The organism is Paraburkholderia megapolitana (assembly GCF_007556815.1).
GTDB lineage: Bacteria > Pseudomonadota > Gammaproteobacteria > Burkholderiales > Burkholderiaceae > Paraburkholderia > Paraburkholderia megapolitana.
Genome location: NZ_CP041743.1, coordinates 1,077,309 through 1,091,923 on the forward strand (window position 1 = coordinate 1,077,309; position 14,615 = coordinate 1,091,923).

A 14,615-nucleotide genomic window follows, 5' to 3' on the forward strand; every position below is an offset into this window, starting at 1 on the left:
GCTCCTTGTGGCATTACGTTGTAGCTGTAGCGTGACGCTTAGATTCGGCGCAAAAGCGCCGGTGTGTCAGCGAACCTCGGCTGCCCATGCTTCGGCGTCAGCGCCGGCAGGAATACGCATCGGCGATGACGGATCGGTTGCCGCGCGCCATACGGCCTCGGCGACGTCTGGTGCGTGGGTAAGCGGAGACGACGTATCGCCGAGTCGCGCCATAACTTCCTTGACGAGATCGGCGTAGGCCGCGTGGTCGAAGCCGTGCATATGAGCGCGCGCGTTATCGCCAAAGCGTGTTTCAGACGAACGACCCGGCAGCACGAGGCGCACACGCACACCGAACTGTTCGACTTCCGCGGCCAACGACTCGGTGAATGCGTTAACCGCAGCCTTGCTCGCGCTGTACGCCGCAATCAGCGGGAGTGCCTTTAGCGTCACGCTCGAGGTGACGTTGATGACGACACCCGCCTTACGCTCCCGAAACTGAGGCAATACCGCTTGCGTCACGGCAATCGTGCCGAAGGTGTTGGTCTCGAACAGTTCGCGCACCGTAGCGGGCGGGACGATTTCTGCAGGCGCAGCTGCACCGAAACCGGCGTTGTTGACGAGGACGTCGATCGGGCCCGCGGCCTCGACTGCCTGGCGAATGCTCTCGGGGTTCGTGACATCGAGCGCCAGCACCTGCAGACGATCTGAAGCCGGGAGCACGTCGGTACGCGGCGTGCGCATCGTTGCAACGACGCGCCAGTCGCGCGCGAGGAAGTAGCGGGCGGTCTCAAGGCCGAAGCCGGAAGAACAGCCTGTGATCAGGATGGTTTGCATGGGGACTCCTGCGAAAGGTTGGTGTGTGCCCATACGATAGATTGCCGAGGCCGTACTTGCTACAATCAACAATCCGAATTTCATTTGCGAGAGTCCGGCTATGATCGATCCATTGGCCGAAGTGGTCACGCTGCTGCAGCCGGGTGCGCGGTTCTCCAAACTCATCCATGGCGCGAGTCCATGGCGCGTCAGTCGCTCGGATGCAGGCCAGCCGTTCTATTGCGCGGTCCTCGAGGGCGGATGCCGCATGGCCATCGACGGACATGAACCCATCGAGCTCCTGGCAGGCGACTTCGTCCTGATTCCCGCGGCATACGGTGTCGCAATGTCCAGCCTCAAACCGCCGCCGCCGGGTGTCGAGACGGAGGCGCCCGTTAAGTTGGGCAACGGCGAATTCAGAATCGGCGCGCCGGACAATCCGATCGATGCGCGCATGATGGCGGGCCACTGCACGTTCGGTTCGCCGGATGCGTCGCTGCTGGTTTCGCTGCTGCCGCAAATCGTGCATGTACGCGGCGAACAGCGGCTCGCTACGCTTGTGCAACTCGTGCGCGACGAAACGCGCGAGCAGCGACCCGCGCGCGAGGTCGTGCTTTCACGACTGCTGGAAGTGCTGCTTATCGAGGCGTTACGCTCGACGGCAGCGGGAACGAACGCGTCACCGGGTCTCGTGAGCGGGCTCGCCGACAGCCGCCTTGCAGCCGCGATCCGCGGGATGCACGAACAACCGACGCGCGCATGGACCGTTGTCGAACTCGCGAAAGAAGCCGCTCTTTCGCGCTCGACCTTCTTCGAGCGTTTCAACCGCGCGGTCGGCATTGCACCGATGGAATATCTGCTCACGTGGCGTATGGCGCTTGCGAAGGATTTGTTGCGCCGTAACGAAGGTCGTATCGCGGAGATTGCTGAGCGTGTGGGTTATAGCTCTGCGAGTACGTTTAGTGTGGCTTTTACGCGGCATGTGGGCCGGCCGCCGACGCAGTATGCGCGGGAGGAACAGGCGGCGGCGAATGGGGTGTAAGAGTGCGGGCACGTGCATGTACCGCATACGGAAAATCCATGGCTGAAACCGCCCTCGTCAGACAAAGCGAACGAAATGGGAAAGCCGACGTAGCAGAGCTGCCTCCGCTTCGAGTGTGAAACGATAGCCCTCGGGTGTCGCGACAATCTCTCCAGAACTGACCTGTGCATTCCACCAGTCGCGGACGAAACCTGGTGCATATCCACCGGTACAAAAACCGTAGGGATCGGTGACAAGGTCGAGGACGATCATCAATTCGTAGCAAGGCCTGTCGTAAGACGCCTCACCCTTCGGATAGTGCGCGAATTCCTCGAATGAGTTCGCTGTGCGCAACTGCGAATAAAGCCAGAACATCAGGCCGTACATCAGATGAGAACGCTCGTCGGCATGCAACGAGAAGTGGCCTTTCTCATCCACGATCTGCCGTGCGAGTATCCGCAGCACGCGCTCGCCATCCGGCAAACGCGGGCCGGCCGCCTTCAGCGCGCGCTGTACGATCGGGGAAAGCGTGCCGTGCTCGACCTTCTCTACCGCTTTTTTGCGGTCTTCTTCGGAAGTGTCGAATTCCTCTTCGCCGACTAACCCTCGAACGAAGGTGGCGAAATCAGGCGCGACGTGAGTGATGCTGTAGTTGTCTTCCTGGTCGACATACACGACTTGGGGCTCACCTTGTTTGCCGCATTCGCGATAATCGAGTGCGATCATTTCATGCCCCGCGGTCGGCGTGTCCGCGAAGTAAACGCCGATGGGCGGATACTCCCACGCTTCTTCCCAGAATCTTGATCCCGCGTCGCCGCACAGCGAATACCTCGACGTGCGGCCGATCGCATACAAGCCGGTGATTGCGATGTGATCCTCCGCCCAGCCTGTTGGCTCTTGCGTCGGATAGCAATGTCGCTTGAGTGCCCCGCCGTTATGCATCCGCGCGAGTTCGATATAGGCTGCGGGCAACCGGAATCCGCCTAGCGCCTCCTCGATTGACGTGATTAATTCATCGCTGGGTGCCGGTTCCACATAGCTCTTTAGCGAGTACTCGTGATCGTCCCAGAACCCCGCGAAATCGAAACCTTCAAACGCGCTTTTATCGCTCATCACGTCTGTCCTTTTACCTTGCGGGATCGGTTGAACGAGGCCGGCGGTTTGCTATGCGGAGCGACGGCCGACCTGATCGCAGCTCAATTCACCGGCTCGCAAAACGGCACTTTCTTTTGCAAGGATTCCCCAGCAGCAACGGGATTCTGGTTTGCAGGCAAAGTCACCGAAACCGACGTGTACTGGGTCTGAGTTTGCGGTTTCATTCCGGGCCACCTGCTTTCTTTCCATGTGGCGATCCAGTCGAGCTTACCCGCACTCGCTCCTTGCACAAACTTCAATCGCAGTGAACCGTCGAAGTCTTCAGTGCAGTGCACAGAGTGCTTGTAATCGCTATCGGAGAAGCACGCCCGGATTGATTTACTGCAGCTGAATGGCAACTTCGAGACGCGGGGAACGCTCGCATGCTGACCGTTCTGGCCAAGTTCGACAAAGTCGGCATTTTCCCAACTCCCGTCGCCACCCGAATACATTTCGTGCCATCCGGCCAGAACCGCGACTGCGGAGCGCCCGCTACCTAGCGGATATAACGCTGGATAAATTTCGAGCGGAGGCACCTCGCCGTCTCCCTCGACGCGATTCGCGGGCGTGTAGTCAGAGAAATTCCATTGCTGCAACACGCTCCAGCCCGCGGTCGATGTGAACGACACTTTCAGTAGTTGCGGGCCCGGCAGAATTGCGTAGTAGTTTCCAGGCTCGTCGCCCTTGGCACGATAAAGAGCGGGCGCTGGGTTCTCGTTGTTCTGATCGCCCGCGGGACTACACGCCGCAGACGCCAGTTGACACACTTTCTGTTGCCATTCGCGGTCGGGCGCAGCAGATGCCGCGACCTGTAGAAATGGGATGGCGTGGGCTTCGTTTTCGTTGTCACCGGCGTGCGCTGTCGTAACGTCGAGCAGCGGAGCAGCCACCAACCCGAACACGCAAAAGATGGCCGATCGAGTGTTCTCTCTCATTCAACAGTGTCCTTGTGATGTCTAGCTGGATGGCTTTTTGTTCGCACCGACTACTGGTGAATCCGTGGGCGTAATCATTCCGCGTACGCGCGGTGGCAACATCCATTGAGCCAGCGTTAACGCAAGGCGATTGCGTACTCCGTCGCCGTACATGGACGCGCGCAGCCACGCGATCATTCCCGGCACCACACGGCGCGCAGCTTCCGCAGCACAATGACCCAATCCTGGAAACAACCACACTTCTGCCGATGGATAACGACCGAACACCCGCACATCGTCAGACGGAATGTACGGGTCGCAGTCTCCGTTCACCGCCAGCAGCGGTGCGCAATCAGCGCGGTCGAGCAAACCCTGGTTCTTCAGGGAAAACATCTGCAGCAGCCGCTCTGTATCTGCAATATCTGGCACGGCCTGCAGGCGTGCGGCATTCGCAACAATGCCAGTCATGCCGTTTGGTAAGCGTGATGCCCGATTCGCGTCCATACGAGCCGCACCAATTGGCCCTCCCCAATTGATGGCGGCATCTACGTCACCCCGCAGCGCCAGCTTGGCCGCCCAGTGCCCGCCAAAGCTGATACCGACAATTGCCTTTTTACCTGCACCACCAAGTTGAGCCATTACGGCGCGGTACACCAAGTCGCTTTCGGACTGCAACGGCACGTCTGTCTCACCTGTTCCGGGCATGTCCATCGCCACCACAGTAAAGCCTCCGTATAGCGCAAACGCGAGTGCGAGACGATGTAACTCCATCTTTCCTGTATCGACTCCACCGGTGAGGCACACCAGTGGAAAATCACCGCGTCGCTTTGGTCGATATATGTGCACTGGAAAACGTACAGCCGCATTATTAGCAACCTGGACTTCGGTGCGCTCGAAATGCGTCGGAAAACCGACCGAAGCACGCACGAAACAGTCGACCTGTTTGCGCAGTGCCTCGTGCCGCAGCGGCGTGCAAACCACTGGAAAACGTGCGGCCCCATAGAGAGTGGAAGCTAACAGCCAACGTTTATCGGCCTCCGCCGCCACGGCTTCCTGCGACCATTCGTAGGCCCAACCGCCTGGCCCTTCACTCCAGTTATCTGTCACGCGTCGCTCAACGCGTTCAATCACCACGCGCGGAATGCCCCACGCAGCGAACTGAATTCTGCGTTCGTCGAACAGTTCGCGAGGATCGAGAGGAAATACGAACATGGTCGAGCTCAACTCGCAGCAATCCCAGCCAGCAACTCAGCAAGCACTTCCGGTTGCGACATAAACGGCGAGTGACTCGCGTTCATCTCGTACACAGCAGTTGGAGAACCAGGCACGAAAGCATCTGCTTCTTCGATGAAGCGCTTTTGCAGCGCCGGACGGATGGCCCAGTCCTGGAGGCACATGATGTAATGACGGCGCAGGCTTTCCCCACCGCTCCCGCGTCGTGGCGATAGGTGTAGCAAACGGTGCGACAGGAACATCCGGCGTCAAGAGATTGGCAACCGCGAGGTATTCCTCTTCGCTGACATCACCGTAAAAGGTCTGCTTGCCGTTTGCCCGATAGCTCGCGTCCTCGCTGCGATGATCCATACGCAGTGCGCCGATGGTCGCCGGGTCCGCCTTTAGCTGAGAGCCGACGAGTTGACCCGCGTTCTCGGGCTCTGTGATGTATGCGATGCCGGGGACCCCCGATCGCGGCATGAAAGCCGCCAGGTACACGAGGTGGGCGATATATTGCGGAACGCGTTCGGCGACAGCGGTAATCGGCACGCCTCCCATGCTGTGACCCACCAGGACAACCTTGTCGTGGCCCAACGAGCGCACTTCTTCGATGGTTCGAACGATTGAGTCGACGTAGTCGTCGAGTGTCGTGTCGGCTACCGGAGATCTTTCGGTGGCGAACGCTGCATTGTCGAGCGGCCTGCGCAAGTACGACAGTGGAATCCTGGCGTTGAGTCCATGTGCGGGCAAATCGCGGGCTACAGTCGCGTGGCCTCGACCGGCGAGCAGCGGAATGATGCGTTCGTAGGTCCACGCACCGTGCCATGCGCCGTGGACAAGGACGAAAGGCGTCTTGCCTCGCACGAGCGATTGGCTGCTCACGCTCGCATTGTCGCTGGCGTTAAGCGCGGTAGTTCGACTGGATAATCCCCGATCTTCGATCGACATGAGCGTGTCCTTGTATGAGCGTCTGGAGGGAACGTTGATGGGTTGCGAGGATTGGTAAAACGGCTGGTGGCTCGAGTACCTCACCCGACGACACGGCATCAACCGCGTCAATTCTTCCCAGACCTCTACCCCTTCTTGCTAATCGTCACCGCACCATAAGTCATGAACACCAGCGCCGGACCATCCGGACCGCTATAACCACCCTGCCCACCGCCAAGGTGACACGCAAGCGCAGTAAACCCCCATGCATCAGCCTTCGACGCCTCGATCTTGCGCGTGGTCAGCGCGTTCAGCCCATACCGCTCGCCGAAATCGCGCACGCGCCGGGCGTGCTCACCGAGCGGTTCGGACACGGAAGGATGATCCCAACCCCACAGCCACGTGCCGTCTTCGGTGTTGTAGGTGCCGACCACCTGCACCGGTGCGGTCACCACCAGTCCCTTTTCGTCGTTCGTGAAGGTGATCGTCCCTGCGTCGAGATCGGCATTCCATGCGGCCGTGTCGAGTCCCCACATGTTGATCGCGGTTTGCGTGCGCATCTGCATTTCGTTATTCGCACGCGCGATAGTGAGGTCCGGTTCGGCAAGCGTTGGCCCGTCGCCATTGCGATCGCCGCCGTCCCCACCCGCGCCCTTATCGTTGCCGCCAAACAGCTTCTTCAGGAAATTCGCCATCGGTGCCTTCCATTTTCCGAATGAGAATTTTTCGCGAACCCTGATCAAAGGGAGCGCCGATGGTCGGATTTTCGATGATGTATGGCGCATTGTCGAGCGACCGTTCCTCGCCGAACCTCGAAGCCCCAAAATCACCGCGTAGCAGTCGGCCTGACCACGATTTCATTCGTATCCACATCTTCGGGCTGCGTGATCGCGTGCAGGATCGCCCGTCCGATCGCCTCCGGCTTAATCGCGATCTGCCTGTACGTGCGCATCAGTTCGATCGCTTCGGGATCGGTGATCGTGCTCGCCAGTTCGGACTCGACCACGCCTGGATAGACGCAGGTGACACGCAGCTTGTCGTTCTCCTGGCGCAAGCCGTCGGAGATCGCGCGAACCGCGTACTTCGTCGCGCAATACACGGCTGCGGTCGGCGACACACTCAAGCCGCCCACCGACGAAACATTGATGATGTGGCCGCTTCCCTGTGCCTCCATGATCGGCAGCACCGCGGCGATGCCGTACAGCACGCCGCGAATGTTCACATCGATCATACGGTCCCATTCGTCCACCTTCAGCGAACGCATCGGCGATAGCGGCATAACGCCGGCGTTATTCACGAGCACATCGATTCTGCCGAAGCGCTCGAGTGCGAATGCTGCGAAGCCCTGCATCTCCTCGCGGCTGGTGACATCCAGCGGCATGTATTCCACCGTGCCGCCGGTGCGGCGAATTTCTTCAGCCAGTATTTGCAGCCGATCGCCGCGGCGTGCGCCGAGGACGAGCTTTGCGCCAGCCGCCGCAGCAACGCGGGCAACGCCTTCACCGATACCCGCCGAAGCGCCGGTGATCAGAATGGTTTTTTGCAAGGTCGAAATGGAAGTGTTCATGACTGGTTTAGGTCGTTGGTTGGAGTGACTGGACAGTACGCGGAAGGCGTGCAAAGATCGAGTAGCTGCAATTACATGGGCCATTAAGCCCAATTAACCAATGACCGATCCATTCGACGGCATGACCACATTCCTCGCCGTAGCGGAGACCAGCAGCTTTCGTCAGGCAAGCGAGCGGCTGGGTGTGACGCGCTCGGCGGTCAGTCAAACCATTGCCAGGCTGGAGTTACGCATCGGTGTGCCGCTGTTCCAGCGCACGACCCGCAGCGTGCGCCTCACGGAAGCCGGCGAGCGCCTGCTCACGGTGTTGCAGCCGGCCCGCAGAACCCTCGAAGCCGCGCTGGAAACGATCGGCGACGCGCATGGGGCACCGGCAGGCGTGATTCGCATCGCGGTGTCCTCGATTGCAGAACGCATCCTGGAAGGCCGCTTGTTCGCGACGTTTCTCGAAGCATTTCCTCAAATCGAACTGGATGTCTGGGTCACCGATGACGAGTTCGATATCGTCGGTGCCGGTTTCGATGCGGGCGTGCGGCTTGGCGAAGTGATCGAAGCCGACATGATTGCCGTGCCAGTTTCCGCGCCGCAGAGGCAGGTGGTGGTTGCATCGCCAGGCTTTGTCGCGCGGTGCGGTGTGCCTGCGAGTCCGGGCGAGTTGATCGAATACGACTGTATCGGCTGGCGGCCGGCACCGGGAACCGCACCGTATCGCTGGGAGTTTGCGGACGACGGCCGGTCGTTCGATGTCGCCGTGAACCCGCGCACCACCACGAACGACATGCGCCTGATGATCAACCTGGCGCTCGCGGGCGCAGGCATCACCTTCGGCATGGAAGAGACGTTCCACCCTTATGTCGCGCGTGGTGAACTGCGGGTGTTACTCGAAGCGTTTTGCCCGCTTATTCCCGGTTTTTATCTGTACTTTCCGTCGGGTCAAAAGATACCGGCAAAACTGCGCGCGCTCGTCGATCATGTGCGATCGGCAGTGCCGGCGTGGCCGCCACAACCGGGTTCGTCATAGCGCGGAACTCAGGCAGAACGACGACTGAACCGTTGCTCGACAACCGTGGTGCCCCACTGCGTGCCTTCTGATTCCTCGGTCAGCTGAAAGCCAAACGATTCGTATAGATGCCGCGCAGCGTCGAGGCCCTTGAACGTCCAGAGATAGGTTTCGCTGAACCGCCCGTCGACGAATTTCATCGCGCGTGCCATCAGTTGCCGCCCAACACCGGAACCGCGCAACGAATCGTCCACGATGAACCAGCGCAAATGAGCGACACCTGTTTCATCATTTCCATCGATTGCCAACGAAGCCAGCGACCGGCCATTTTCAACGTAGAGCCATAACGCCTTGCCATCGGCGGGCAACGTGTCGACAAACTCGGCCAGTCCGGTCGCCACTTTCTGCTCGAAGAACGCACCGAAGCCCCAGTGCTCCGAATAGAACCGCGCGTGCAAGCTTGCGATGTCGCCGATGCAACCGGGTTGGTAGCCCTCCACAATTCGCGCTGCAACGGCATCCGATGGAGTCGGTTTGACGGCATTGTCTTGCGCGAGTGCATCGGCATACAACGCGAGCGAACGGACCAGAGTTTGCTGGTCGGCGGGCACCATCCGTCGCAGCGCGTTGGACACCTGGTCTGTCGCAAACCGGTCGATCTTTTTCCGCAGCTTCTTGCCTGTATCCGTCAGATACAGCTCGGACGTGCGGGCATCTTCGTCTGCAACCGTGCGCGTGACCAGACCGCTCGCTTCGAGCCGCGCGACCTGCCGGCTCGTGTTCGATTTGTCGAGACGCAGGATGTTGCCGAGATCCTTCGCGCTTATCCCCGGGGCCGCGCCGATTTCGATGATTGCGTGCACCGCCGACGGCGCGAGATCGCTATCGGCGAGAGTCGTTCGCATGAAGCCGAGTTCGCGCACCAGCCTGCGGGAGAAGTCCCGAAGCTCGAGAATGGTCGTTTCTCTAGGTTTAGCGGGTGAATCGACGAGATCCATGAACATGCTCATATAAGTTGCGTATCGCAACCAATATAGTTGCGACCCACAACTTATGCAAGCCGGGTATTACCAGGGAACGGTTCTGCCGAGATAGTCGACGTAATGCAAGCCCGCGCGCCCTTCATGGGCCTCGATCGTATTAACCAGGTTCGGAATGCTTTCTTCGATAGTCAGGCGCGCCTCGGGACCGCCCATGTCGGTCTGGACCCATCCGGGCGCCATCAGCAGAAGGCTGCGCGGATGCTCGGCGCTTTGTACCGCGTAGGTACGCATGAACATGTTGAGCGCGGCCTTGCTGCCTCGATAGACCTGGTAGTTCGCATTGGTGGCATTGGCGATGCTGCCCTGCCCCGACGACATGACACCGATCGTTCCGGTCGGCGGGACGAGGTCCTGAAACGCGTTGATGACGCGCATCGGACTTAGCGAGTTCGTCACCATCACCCGGACGAATTCTTCCGTCGATACGTCCGCTATCGTTTCACGGTCGTCGTTCTTGACGCCTGCGTTCACGAACAGCACGTCGATGCGCCGATCTGCAAGGCGAGCGCGCAGCGCTGCGACCTGCTCCGGAATCGCGATATCGGCCGCTTCTACTTCGAGCGCGCCGGCGGAGGCTTCCGCAAGACGTTGAAGCTTTTCTGTAGAAGTCGCGCGTCCCGTGGCGATAACCCGGTAACCGCGCTTCAAATACTCCTCAACCATGGCAAATCCGAGGCCGCGCGAGGCGCCAACCAGGAGAATGGTTTTCTGCGAAGGTGTGTTTTGCATCGAAATCCTTTGTATACGAAGCCGCTTTCGAACGCCAAAGTTGCGAAAGCGATCCTCTTCAATCAATCGTGCAGCGAATATAGACGCCGCAAAGGAATGGCGGAAGCCGCACCGAATACAACTAAACTATGCATCGGACGCCATACCTCATCTCCGCCTGTTACAGGTCAAAAGATGTCTGAACCGGATCTCAATCTTCTTTTCGCGCTCGATGCGCTGCTCACCGAGAAAAACGTGACGCGCGCGGCCCGGTCGTTGCATTTGAGTGCCTCGGCCATGAGCCGCACGCTGACCCGCCTTCGCACTGCAACCGGCGACCCACTACTGGTCCGCGCCGGGCGCGAGATGGTGCTGACTCCATACGCCGAACAGATTCGCGAGCAGACACGCAATGTCGTTCAGGAAGCGCGTTCGTTGCTGCGCCCCTCGCCGGCCACGCTCGATCTTTCGACGTTGCATAGAACCCTCACGATTCGTGTCAATGAAGCTTTCGTGGAAGCCTTTGGCGCGCCGTTGATCGCCGAAGCAACCGCGCTTGCGCCGCACGTGCGTTTGCACTTCACGTCAAAGCCGGAGAAGAACGCGGAATCGCTGCGAAATGGCTCCGCCGATCTCGAGATTGGCGTTCTGGAAGGGATGGGGCCTGAAGTACGCATTCAGGCGTTGTTTCGGGACCGCTACCTGGGTGTGGTCAGAAAGGAGCATCCGCTCGATCTGGCGAAGAAAGTGACGACGAAGCAATACGCGGCATTCGGCCATGTCGTCGCTCCGTACAGTCGCCAGACAGGCGATGCGCTTGATGCTGAGATTGCACGGTTAGGTCTGGAACGAACGACCGTTGCGATCGTGCCGAGTTTTCCGGCAGCGCTGGCGGTGGCTCGAGCATCCGATCTGATTGCGCTACTGCCTGCTTCTTTCATCGACACGCAACACGCCGCCACATCCGACACCGTCTACACCTTCGAGCTTCCCGTGGCGATCGATGGCATTACGGTTTCCCAGATGTGGCATCCCCGTCTGGAGAATGACCCGGTTCATCGCTGGCTGCGGCAACTGGTTCTCAGAGTCTGTCGTCAGGTGGTGCCGCTTTGACTTAACCCGCGTCGAAACTCGCGATTGCAGCGCTCGGCGAGACTTGCCGTCCGGCATTCGCAGCCACGATCCCATCGACGCGCGACAGATGATGCCGATTGTCGTGATCCCACGGATGAAAGCCCGGTCGGAAGAAACTCAACCATTCCCCTGCAATGCGCGGAAACACCCCGTGCCGCGGACCGTAGAGAAACTTGATCACCCGCCCCATGCCGCGCACGCGATGATCGGCATACCGGTCGGAGCGGATCAGCGCGGTATGAATCAGGAACACGACGGGCCAGAACGTCACCGTCGCAAGCAGAAAAACGCTGACGCGTTTCAGATAGCGTATCGGACCCGGCTTGATCACGGCATTCCAGACGTCGAACGCTACGGCCTTGTGTTCGGTTTCCTCAAGTGCATGCCAGAGCCACATCTGCCGGTAGCCTTCCTCCGATCCTTCCAGGCGAGTCGGGTCGTCGAGCATCAGGCCGGCGAGCATCGCCGTGTAGTGTTCGACTGCGACGGTATGGGCAAGCTGCATCCAGTGGGGCATCACCCGTTTCATCCAGCCTGTCACCGCCCAGTTCTGCTGGTCGATCTTGCGCGCAGGCAGGCGGTTAGCCTGCAGCATTTCGTTGTATTCCACGTGTTCGCGGCTATGCATCGCCTCCTGGCCGATGAAGGCGAGCACCTGCTTCTTGAGCACCGGGTCGTCGATCTGGTCGCGATAGTTGCGCACAGAATCCATGAAGAAGCGCTCACCCGCCGGGAAGAGCAGCGACAGCGCGTTGAAAAAGTGCGAGACCTGTGTGCCTTGTCCGTGCCAGTTTTTCGCGCGTTCGACCGGCAAATTGAAGTGCACGTCGCGACGCACGGGCATCACGAACGTTGGGTTCGGTTGGGCAGGCATGAGCCACCTATCGTTACATTGATAAATGTAACGATAGGCCGATGCAGACTTGGGACGCAAGGCACGCGCTAGTGGCGGACTTCCAAACGCGGCCCCCGCCCGGTGGACACATGTACGGCCCGCCCGCGCAATCAGCCCGCAAAATGCGCGATCAGGCTGCGCGCCACCGGTATCAGGTTTTCGCCGCCCAGCATACCGAGCAGGCCGACCAGTGCAATCGTCGGCGGCGCCGGTGATTTGACGTTGACCACGCTGTACAGCAAGCCAACCGCAACGCCGACGGCAAGTGAAATCAGATAGGGTTTCATCTCGGGTTCCTCGCGCCAGTCATTGCATGTTGATCACGACGCGGCCGCGCGTTCCGGCCGCCACCGCTTCATACGCTTCGCGAGCTTGTGCGAGCGTGAAGCGCTGCGCGATCACCGGTGCTTCGAAGCTACCGCTTTCGAAGCCTTCGGCAAGCGCCGTCATCAGTCGCGCGGATTCTGTCACGCCGAGCTTCGCACTGTCCGTGCCGAAGAGTTGTGTCTCGTTGTGATAGAAATCGATCAGATCGAATTCGACGCGACGTTTGCCGGTTGCGCTGATTTCGACGACCCGACCGCGCTGCTTCGCGAGCCCGAGTGCGATCTCGAACGCGACGCCACCCACCGCGTCGTAGACGACATCGGCACCGGCGCCGTTCGTCAACGCCTTGACGCGTTCCACTGCGTGCTCGTCGAACGGTACGTATGCATCGATCCGGCGCGCGGCCGGCGAATCCGCCACGGGCGGTTGACGATCGACGGCGATCACGCGCGCGCCGCGTGCCTTCGCGATCTGCGTGACGGCTCCGCCCACGCCGCCGGATGCACCGATCACCGCAATCGTTTCGCCTGCGGCGAGTTGCGCGTAATCGACGGTACCGAGCCATGCAACCACGAAGTTCACGCCGATCGCTGCGGCCTGTTCATGGCTCAGCGTAGACGGTTTGCGGCTCAGTGCTGCGACGGGAATTTCGATCAGCTCCGCGTGCGTGCCGTCGCGCGTGAAACCGATGTCGCCGCCGGTACCCCAGACTTCTGCGCCGAGCCATTCGGCCGGACCCGCCACGACGACACCGCTGAAGTCGCGGCCCGGAACGCGCGGTGGTTTCGTATGCGAGAAATGACCGCCGACATTCTTCACATCGCTCGGATTAACCGATGCGCTTTTTACTCGCACCAGTGCATTGCCGGCGACTGGTTGCGGCGTTGCACGTTCGACGTATTCGAGAACGTCAGGGGCACCGAAGGTTTTGAACTGAATGGCTTTCATCACACGACTCCTGGTTGACCGGGTGCTGCATCGAGCAGCTTCAGGACGAAGTCTAGATTGCCGATTCGCGATTGTCTGGACAAAGACTTTCGAATTTCGGACAACCGGCGAGGGTCGTATTTACGGGTTGTTCCGGCCCGTGGCTGGCCTAAGCGGCATCGCTTGAAGTGACGTCTTCGCTCGATGCATCGAGTGTCTGATGCGGGTGAAAGCCGGTTGGCGGTGCGCCGAGTTCGCGGCGGAACATGTCGCTGAAACTGCTTGGCAGATAGCCGAGCGCACGCGCGACGCTGCTAACCGCCTGGCCTTCGGCAAGCCACGAGATCGCTACGGCAAGCTGTACCTGGCGGCGCCATTCGGCGAAGCCCATCCCGAGTTCGCGCTGAAACAGCCGCGACAACGTGCGCGAACTCGCCCCGACCGAAGCCGCGTGTTCGTCGAATCCGATATCGAGCGACGGGTTCGCGACGACTGCATCGCACAGCATCGCGAGCCTTCGGTCGGAAGTGCCCGGCAGCGGAATACGCTGCACGTGACGGCGTGCATGTGCAAGTTCCATCGCGGCGAGCCGATAGGCCGTCTGCAGATATTTTTCGTCGCGTTCGGCTTCACGCTCGGCGAGCGTCGTGATCAGTTCGCGCAGCAGGCCGTTCACTTCGAACACATCGGGCCGCCGGCTCAGATGCTGCACGTAACGCTTGTGCAAATAGACGTTGCGCATGTCGACGCTGCTCATCATCGAGATGGCGTGGTCGGTGCCGGGCGGCAACCAGACTGCGCGTTGCGGCGGCACGATGAGCGCCTCCCTGCCGATCTCCACCCACATCACGCCGGCAACCGCATACAGCACCTGCGCCCAGTCGTGCTGATGTGCATCGATGCGCGTGCCGCGCGGGTAGTGCCGCGCAAGCGAGCGACCGTGTTCGGGGCCGGTGTGCAGATCGGGTGGAAGCGCTCTGGGCATGTGAAACCGTGGTTGGAAGGGAC

At 60.3% G+C, this 14,615-nt stretch carries 15 protein-coding genes and 1 pseudogene; 3 read left to right on the forward strand and 13 right to left on the reverse strand.

Annotated elements, in window-relative coordinates; genetic code table 11:
- Window positions 1-66: 66 nt before the first annotated feature.
- On the reverse strand, window positions 67-816 hold the full coding sequence (locus FNZ07_RS04565) for an SDR family oxidoreductase (RefSeq protein WP_091011816.1): 750 nt from the start codon (window positions 814-816) through the stop codon (window positions 67-69).
- Between the two features lie 100 nt (window positions 817-916).
- On the opposite strand from FNZ07_RS04565, the gene FNZ07_RS04570 reads away from it, so the two are divergent.
- The gene (locus FNZ07_RS04570; protein ID WP_177228277.1) at window positions 917-1,837 is read left to right on the forward strand and encodes an AraC family transcriptional regulator; all 921 of its coding nucleotides are present in this window, start codon (window positions 917-919) and stop codon (window positions 1,835-1,837) included.
- Between the two features lie 57 nt (window positions 1,838-1,894).
- Here the strand turns inward: FNZ07_RS04570 and FNZ07_RS04575 are convergent, their stop codons facing one another.
- The 6 genes and pseudogenes from FNZ07_RS04575 to FNZ07_RS04600 all read right to left on the reverse strand — a co-directional run bounded on the left by FNZ07_RS04575 (window position 1,895) and on the right by FNZ07_RS04600 (window position 7,573).
- Complete coding sequence (locus tag FNZ07_RS04575; protein ID WP_091011820.1) at window positions 1,895-2,929, reverse strand: SMI1/KNR4 family protein; 1,035 nt, start codon at window positions 2,927-2,929, stop codon at window positions 1,895-1,897.
- 83 nt (window positions 2,930-3,012) lie between these two features.
- Window positions 3,013-3,885, reverse strand: coding sequence for a hypothetical protein (locus tag FNZ07_RS04580; protein ID WP_143098067.1), 873 nt, complete (start codon window positions 3,883-3,885; stop codon window positions 3,013-3,015).
- A 21-nt stretch (window positions 3,886-3,906) separates the two neighbouring features.
- On the reverse strand, window positions 3,907-5,076 hold the full coding sequence (locus tag FNZ07_RS04585) for an alpha/beta fold hydrolase (RefSeq protein WP_091011824.1): 1,170 nt from the start codon (window positions 5,074-5,076) through the stop codon (window positions 3,907-3,909).
- 8 nt (window positions 5,077-5,084) lie between these two features.
- Window positions 5,085-6,027, reverse strand: a pseudogene (locus FNZ07_RS04590) (alpha/beta fold hydrolase).
- Window positions 6,028-6,152: 125 nt separating this feature from the next.
- Window positions 6,153-6,701 carry a DUF6882 domain-containing protein gene (locus FNZ07_RS04595; RefSeq protein WP_091011826.1) on the reverse strand — a complete coding sequence of 183 codons (549 nt, stop codon included), beginning with the start codon at window positions 6,699-6,701 and terminating at the stop codon, window positions 6,153-6,155.
- A gap of 131 nt (window positions 6,702-6,832) precedes the next feature.
- Window positions 6,833-7,573 carry an SDR family oxidoreductase gene (locus FNZ07_RS04600; RefSeq protein ID WP_091011829.1) on the reverse strand — a complete coding sequence of 247 codons (741 nt, stop codon included), beginning with the start codon at window positions 7,571-7,573 and terminating at the stop codon, window positions 6,833-6,835.
- Window positions 7,574-7,673: 100 nt separating this feature from the next.
- Here FNZ07_RS04600 and FNZ07_RS04605 point away from each other — a divergent pair, with 100 nt between their 5' ends.
- Window positions 7,674-8,594, forward strand: a complete 921-nt coding sequence (locus tag FNZ07_RS04605) for a LysR family transcriptional regulator (protein WP_091011831.1) — start codon at window positions 7,674-7,676, stop codon at window positions 8,592-8,594.
- 8 nt (window positions 8,595-8,602) lie between these two features.
- On the opposite strand, the gene FNZ07_RS04610 is transcribed toward FNZ07_RS04605, so the two are convergent.
- Entirely contained in the window at window positions 8,603-9,571 is a 969-nt protein-coding gene (locus FNZ07_RS04610) for a bifunctional helix-turn-helix transcriptional regulator/GNAT family N-acetyltransferase (RefSeq protein WP_091012818.1), read from the reverse strand.
- 69 nt (window positions 9,572-9,640) lie between these two features.
- Window positions 9,641-10,345 carry an SDR family NAD(P)-dependent oxidoreductase gene (locus tag FNZ07_RS04615; protein ID WP_091011833.1) on the reverse strand — a complete coding sequence of 235 codons (705 nt, stop codon included), beginning with the start codon at window positions 10,343-10,345 and terminating at the stop codon, window positions 9,641-9,643.
- Between the two features lie 174 nt (window positions 10,346-10,519).
- Here FNZ07_RS04615 and FNZ07_RS04620 point away from each other — a divergent pair, with 174 nt between their 5' ends.
- Window positions 10,520-11,437 (forward strand): LysR family transcriptional regulator, encoded by a 918-nt coding sequence (locus FNZ07_RS04620; RefSeq protein ID WP_091012822.1) that lies wholly within the window; start codon window positions 10,520-10,522, stop codon window positions 11,435-11,437.
- A 1-nt stretch (window position 11,438) separates the two neighbouring features.
- Here FNZ07_RS04620 and FNZ07_RS04625 read toward each other — a convergent pair whose 3' ends face one another.
- The 4 genes from FNZ07_RS04625 to FNZ07_RS04640 form a co-directional block, all read right to left on the reverse strand.
- Complete coding sequence (locus FNZ07_RS04625; RefSeq protein ID WP_091011835.1) at window positions 11,439-12,332, reverse strand: metal-dependent hydrolase; 894 nt, start codon at window positions 12,330-12,332, stop codon at window positions 11,439-11,441.
- Between the two features lie 131 nt (window positions 12,333-12,463).
- Complete coding sequence (locus tag FNZ07_RS04630; RefSeq protein WP_091011838.1) at window positions 12,464-12,640, reverse strand: DUF1427 family protein; 177 nt, start codon at window positions 12,638-12,640, stop codon at window positions 12,464-12,466.
- Between the two features lie 19 nt (window positions 12,641-12,659).
- On the reverse strand, window positions 12,660-13,628 hold the full coding sequence (locus FNZ07_RS04635) for a quinone oxidoreductase family protein (protein ID WP_091011840.1): 969 nt from the start codon (window positions 13,626-13,628) through the stop codon (window positions 12,660-12,662).
- Between the two features lie 148 nt (window positions 13,629-13,776).
- The gene (locus FNZ07_RS04640; RefSeq protein ID WP_091011843.1) at window positions 13,777-14,592 is read right to left on the reverse strand and encodes an AraC family transcriptional regulator; all 816 of its coding nucleotides are present in this window, start codon (window positions 14,590-14,592) and stop codon (window positions 13,777-13,779) included.
- Window positions 14,593-14,615: the final 23 nt, after the last annotated feature.

Coding starts and splice junctions, on each gene's coding strand:
- FNZ07_RS04575 (WP_091011820.1), bottom strand. CDS start 2,929: ATGAGCGATAAAAGCGCGTTTGAAGGTTTCGATTTCGCGGGGTTCTGG.
- FNZ07_RS04610 (WP_091012818.1), bottom strand. CDS start 9,571: ATGGATCTCGTCGATTCACCCGCTAAACCTAGAGAAACGACCATTCTC.
- FNZ07_RS04640 (WP_091011843.1), bottom strand. CDS start 14,592: ATGCCCAGAGCGCTTCCACCCGATCTGCACACCGGCCCCGAACACGGT.
- FNZ07_RS04570 (WP_177228277.1), top strand. CDS start 917: ATGATCGATCCATTGGCCGAAGTGGTCACGCTGCTGCAGCCGGGTGCG.
- FNZ07_RS04605 (WP_091011831.1), top strand. CDS start 7,674: ATGACCGATCCATTCGACGGCATGACCACATTCCTCGCCGTAGCGGAG.
- FNZ07_RS04585 (WP_091011824.1), bottom strand. CDS start 5,076: ATGTTCGTATTTCCTCTCGATCCTCGCGAACTGTTCGACGAACGCAGA.
- FNZ07_RS04595 (WP_091011826.1), bottom strand. CDS start 6,701: ATGGCGAATTTCCTGAAGAAGCTGTTTGGCGGCAACGATAAGGGCGCG.
- FNZ07_RS04580 (WP_143098067.1), bottom strand. CDS start 3,885: ATGAGAGAGAACACTCGATCGGCCATCTTTTGCGTGTTCGGGTTGGTG.
- FNZ07_RS04635 (WP_091011840.1), bottom strand. CDS start 13,628: ATGAAAGCCATTCAGTTCAAAACCTTCGGTGCCCCTGACGTTCTCGAA.
- FNZ07_RS04630 (WP_091011838.1), bottom strand. CDS start 12,640: ATGAAACCCTATCTGATTTCACTTGCCGTCGGCGTTGCGGTTGGCTTG.
- FNZ07_RS04600 (WP_091011829.1), bottom strand. CDS start 7,573: ATGAACACTTCCATTTCGACCTTGCAAAAAACCATTCTGATCACCGGC.
- FNZ07_RS04620 (WP_091012822.1), top strand. CDS start 10,520: ATGTCTGAACCGGATCTCAATCTTCTTTTCGCGCTCGATGCGCTGCTC.
- FNZ07_RS04625 (WP_091011835.1), bottom strand. CDS start 12,332: ATGCCTGCCCAACCGAACCCAACGTTCGTGATGCCCGTGCGTCGCGAC.
- FNZ07_RS04565 (WP_091011816.1), bottom strand. CDS start 816: ATGCAAACCATCCTGATCACAGGCTGTTCTTCCGGCTTCGGCCTTGAG.
- FNZ07_RS04615 (WP_091011833.1), bottom strand. CDS start 10,345: ATGCAAAACACACCTTCGCAGAAAACCATTCTCCTGGTTGGCGCCTCG.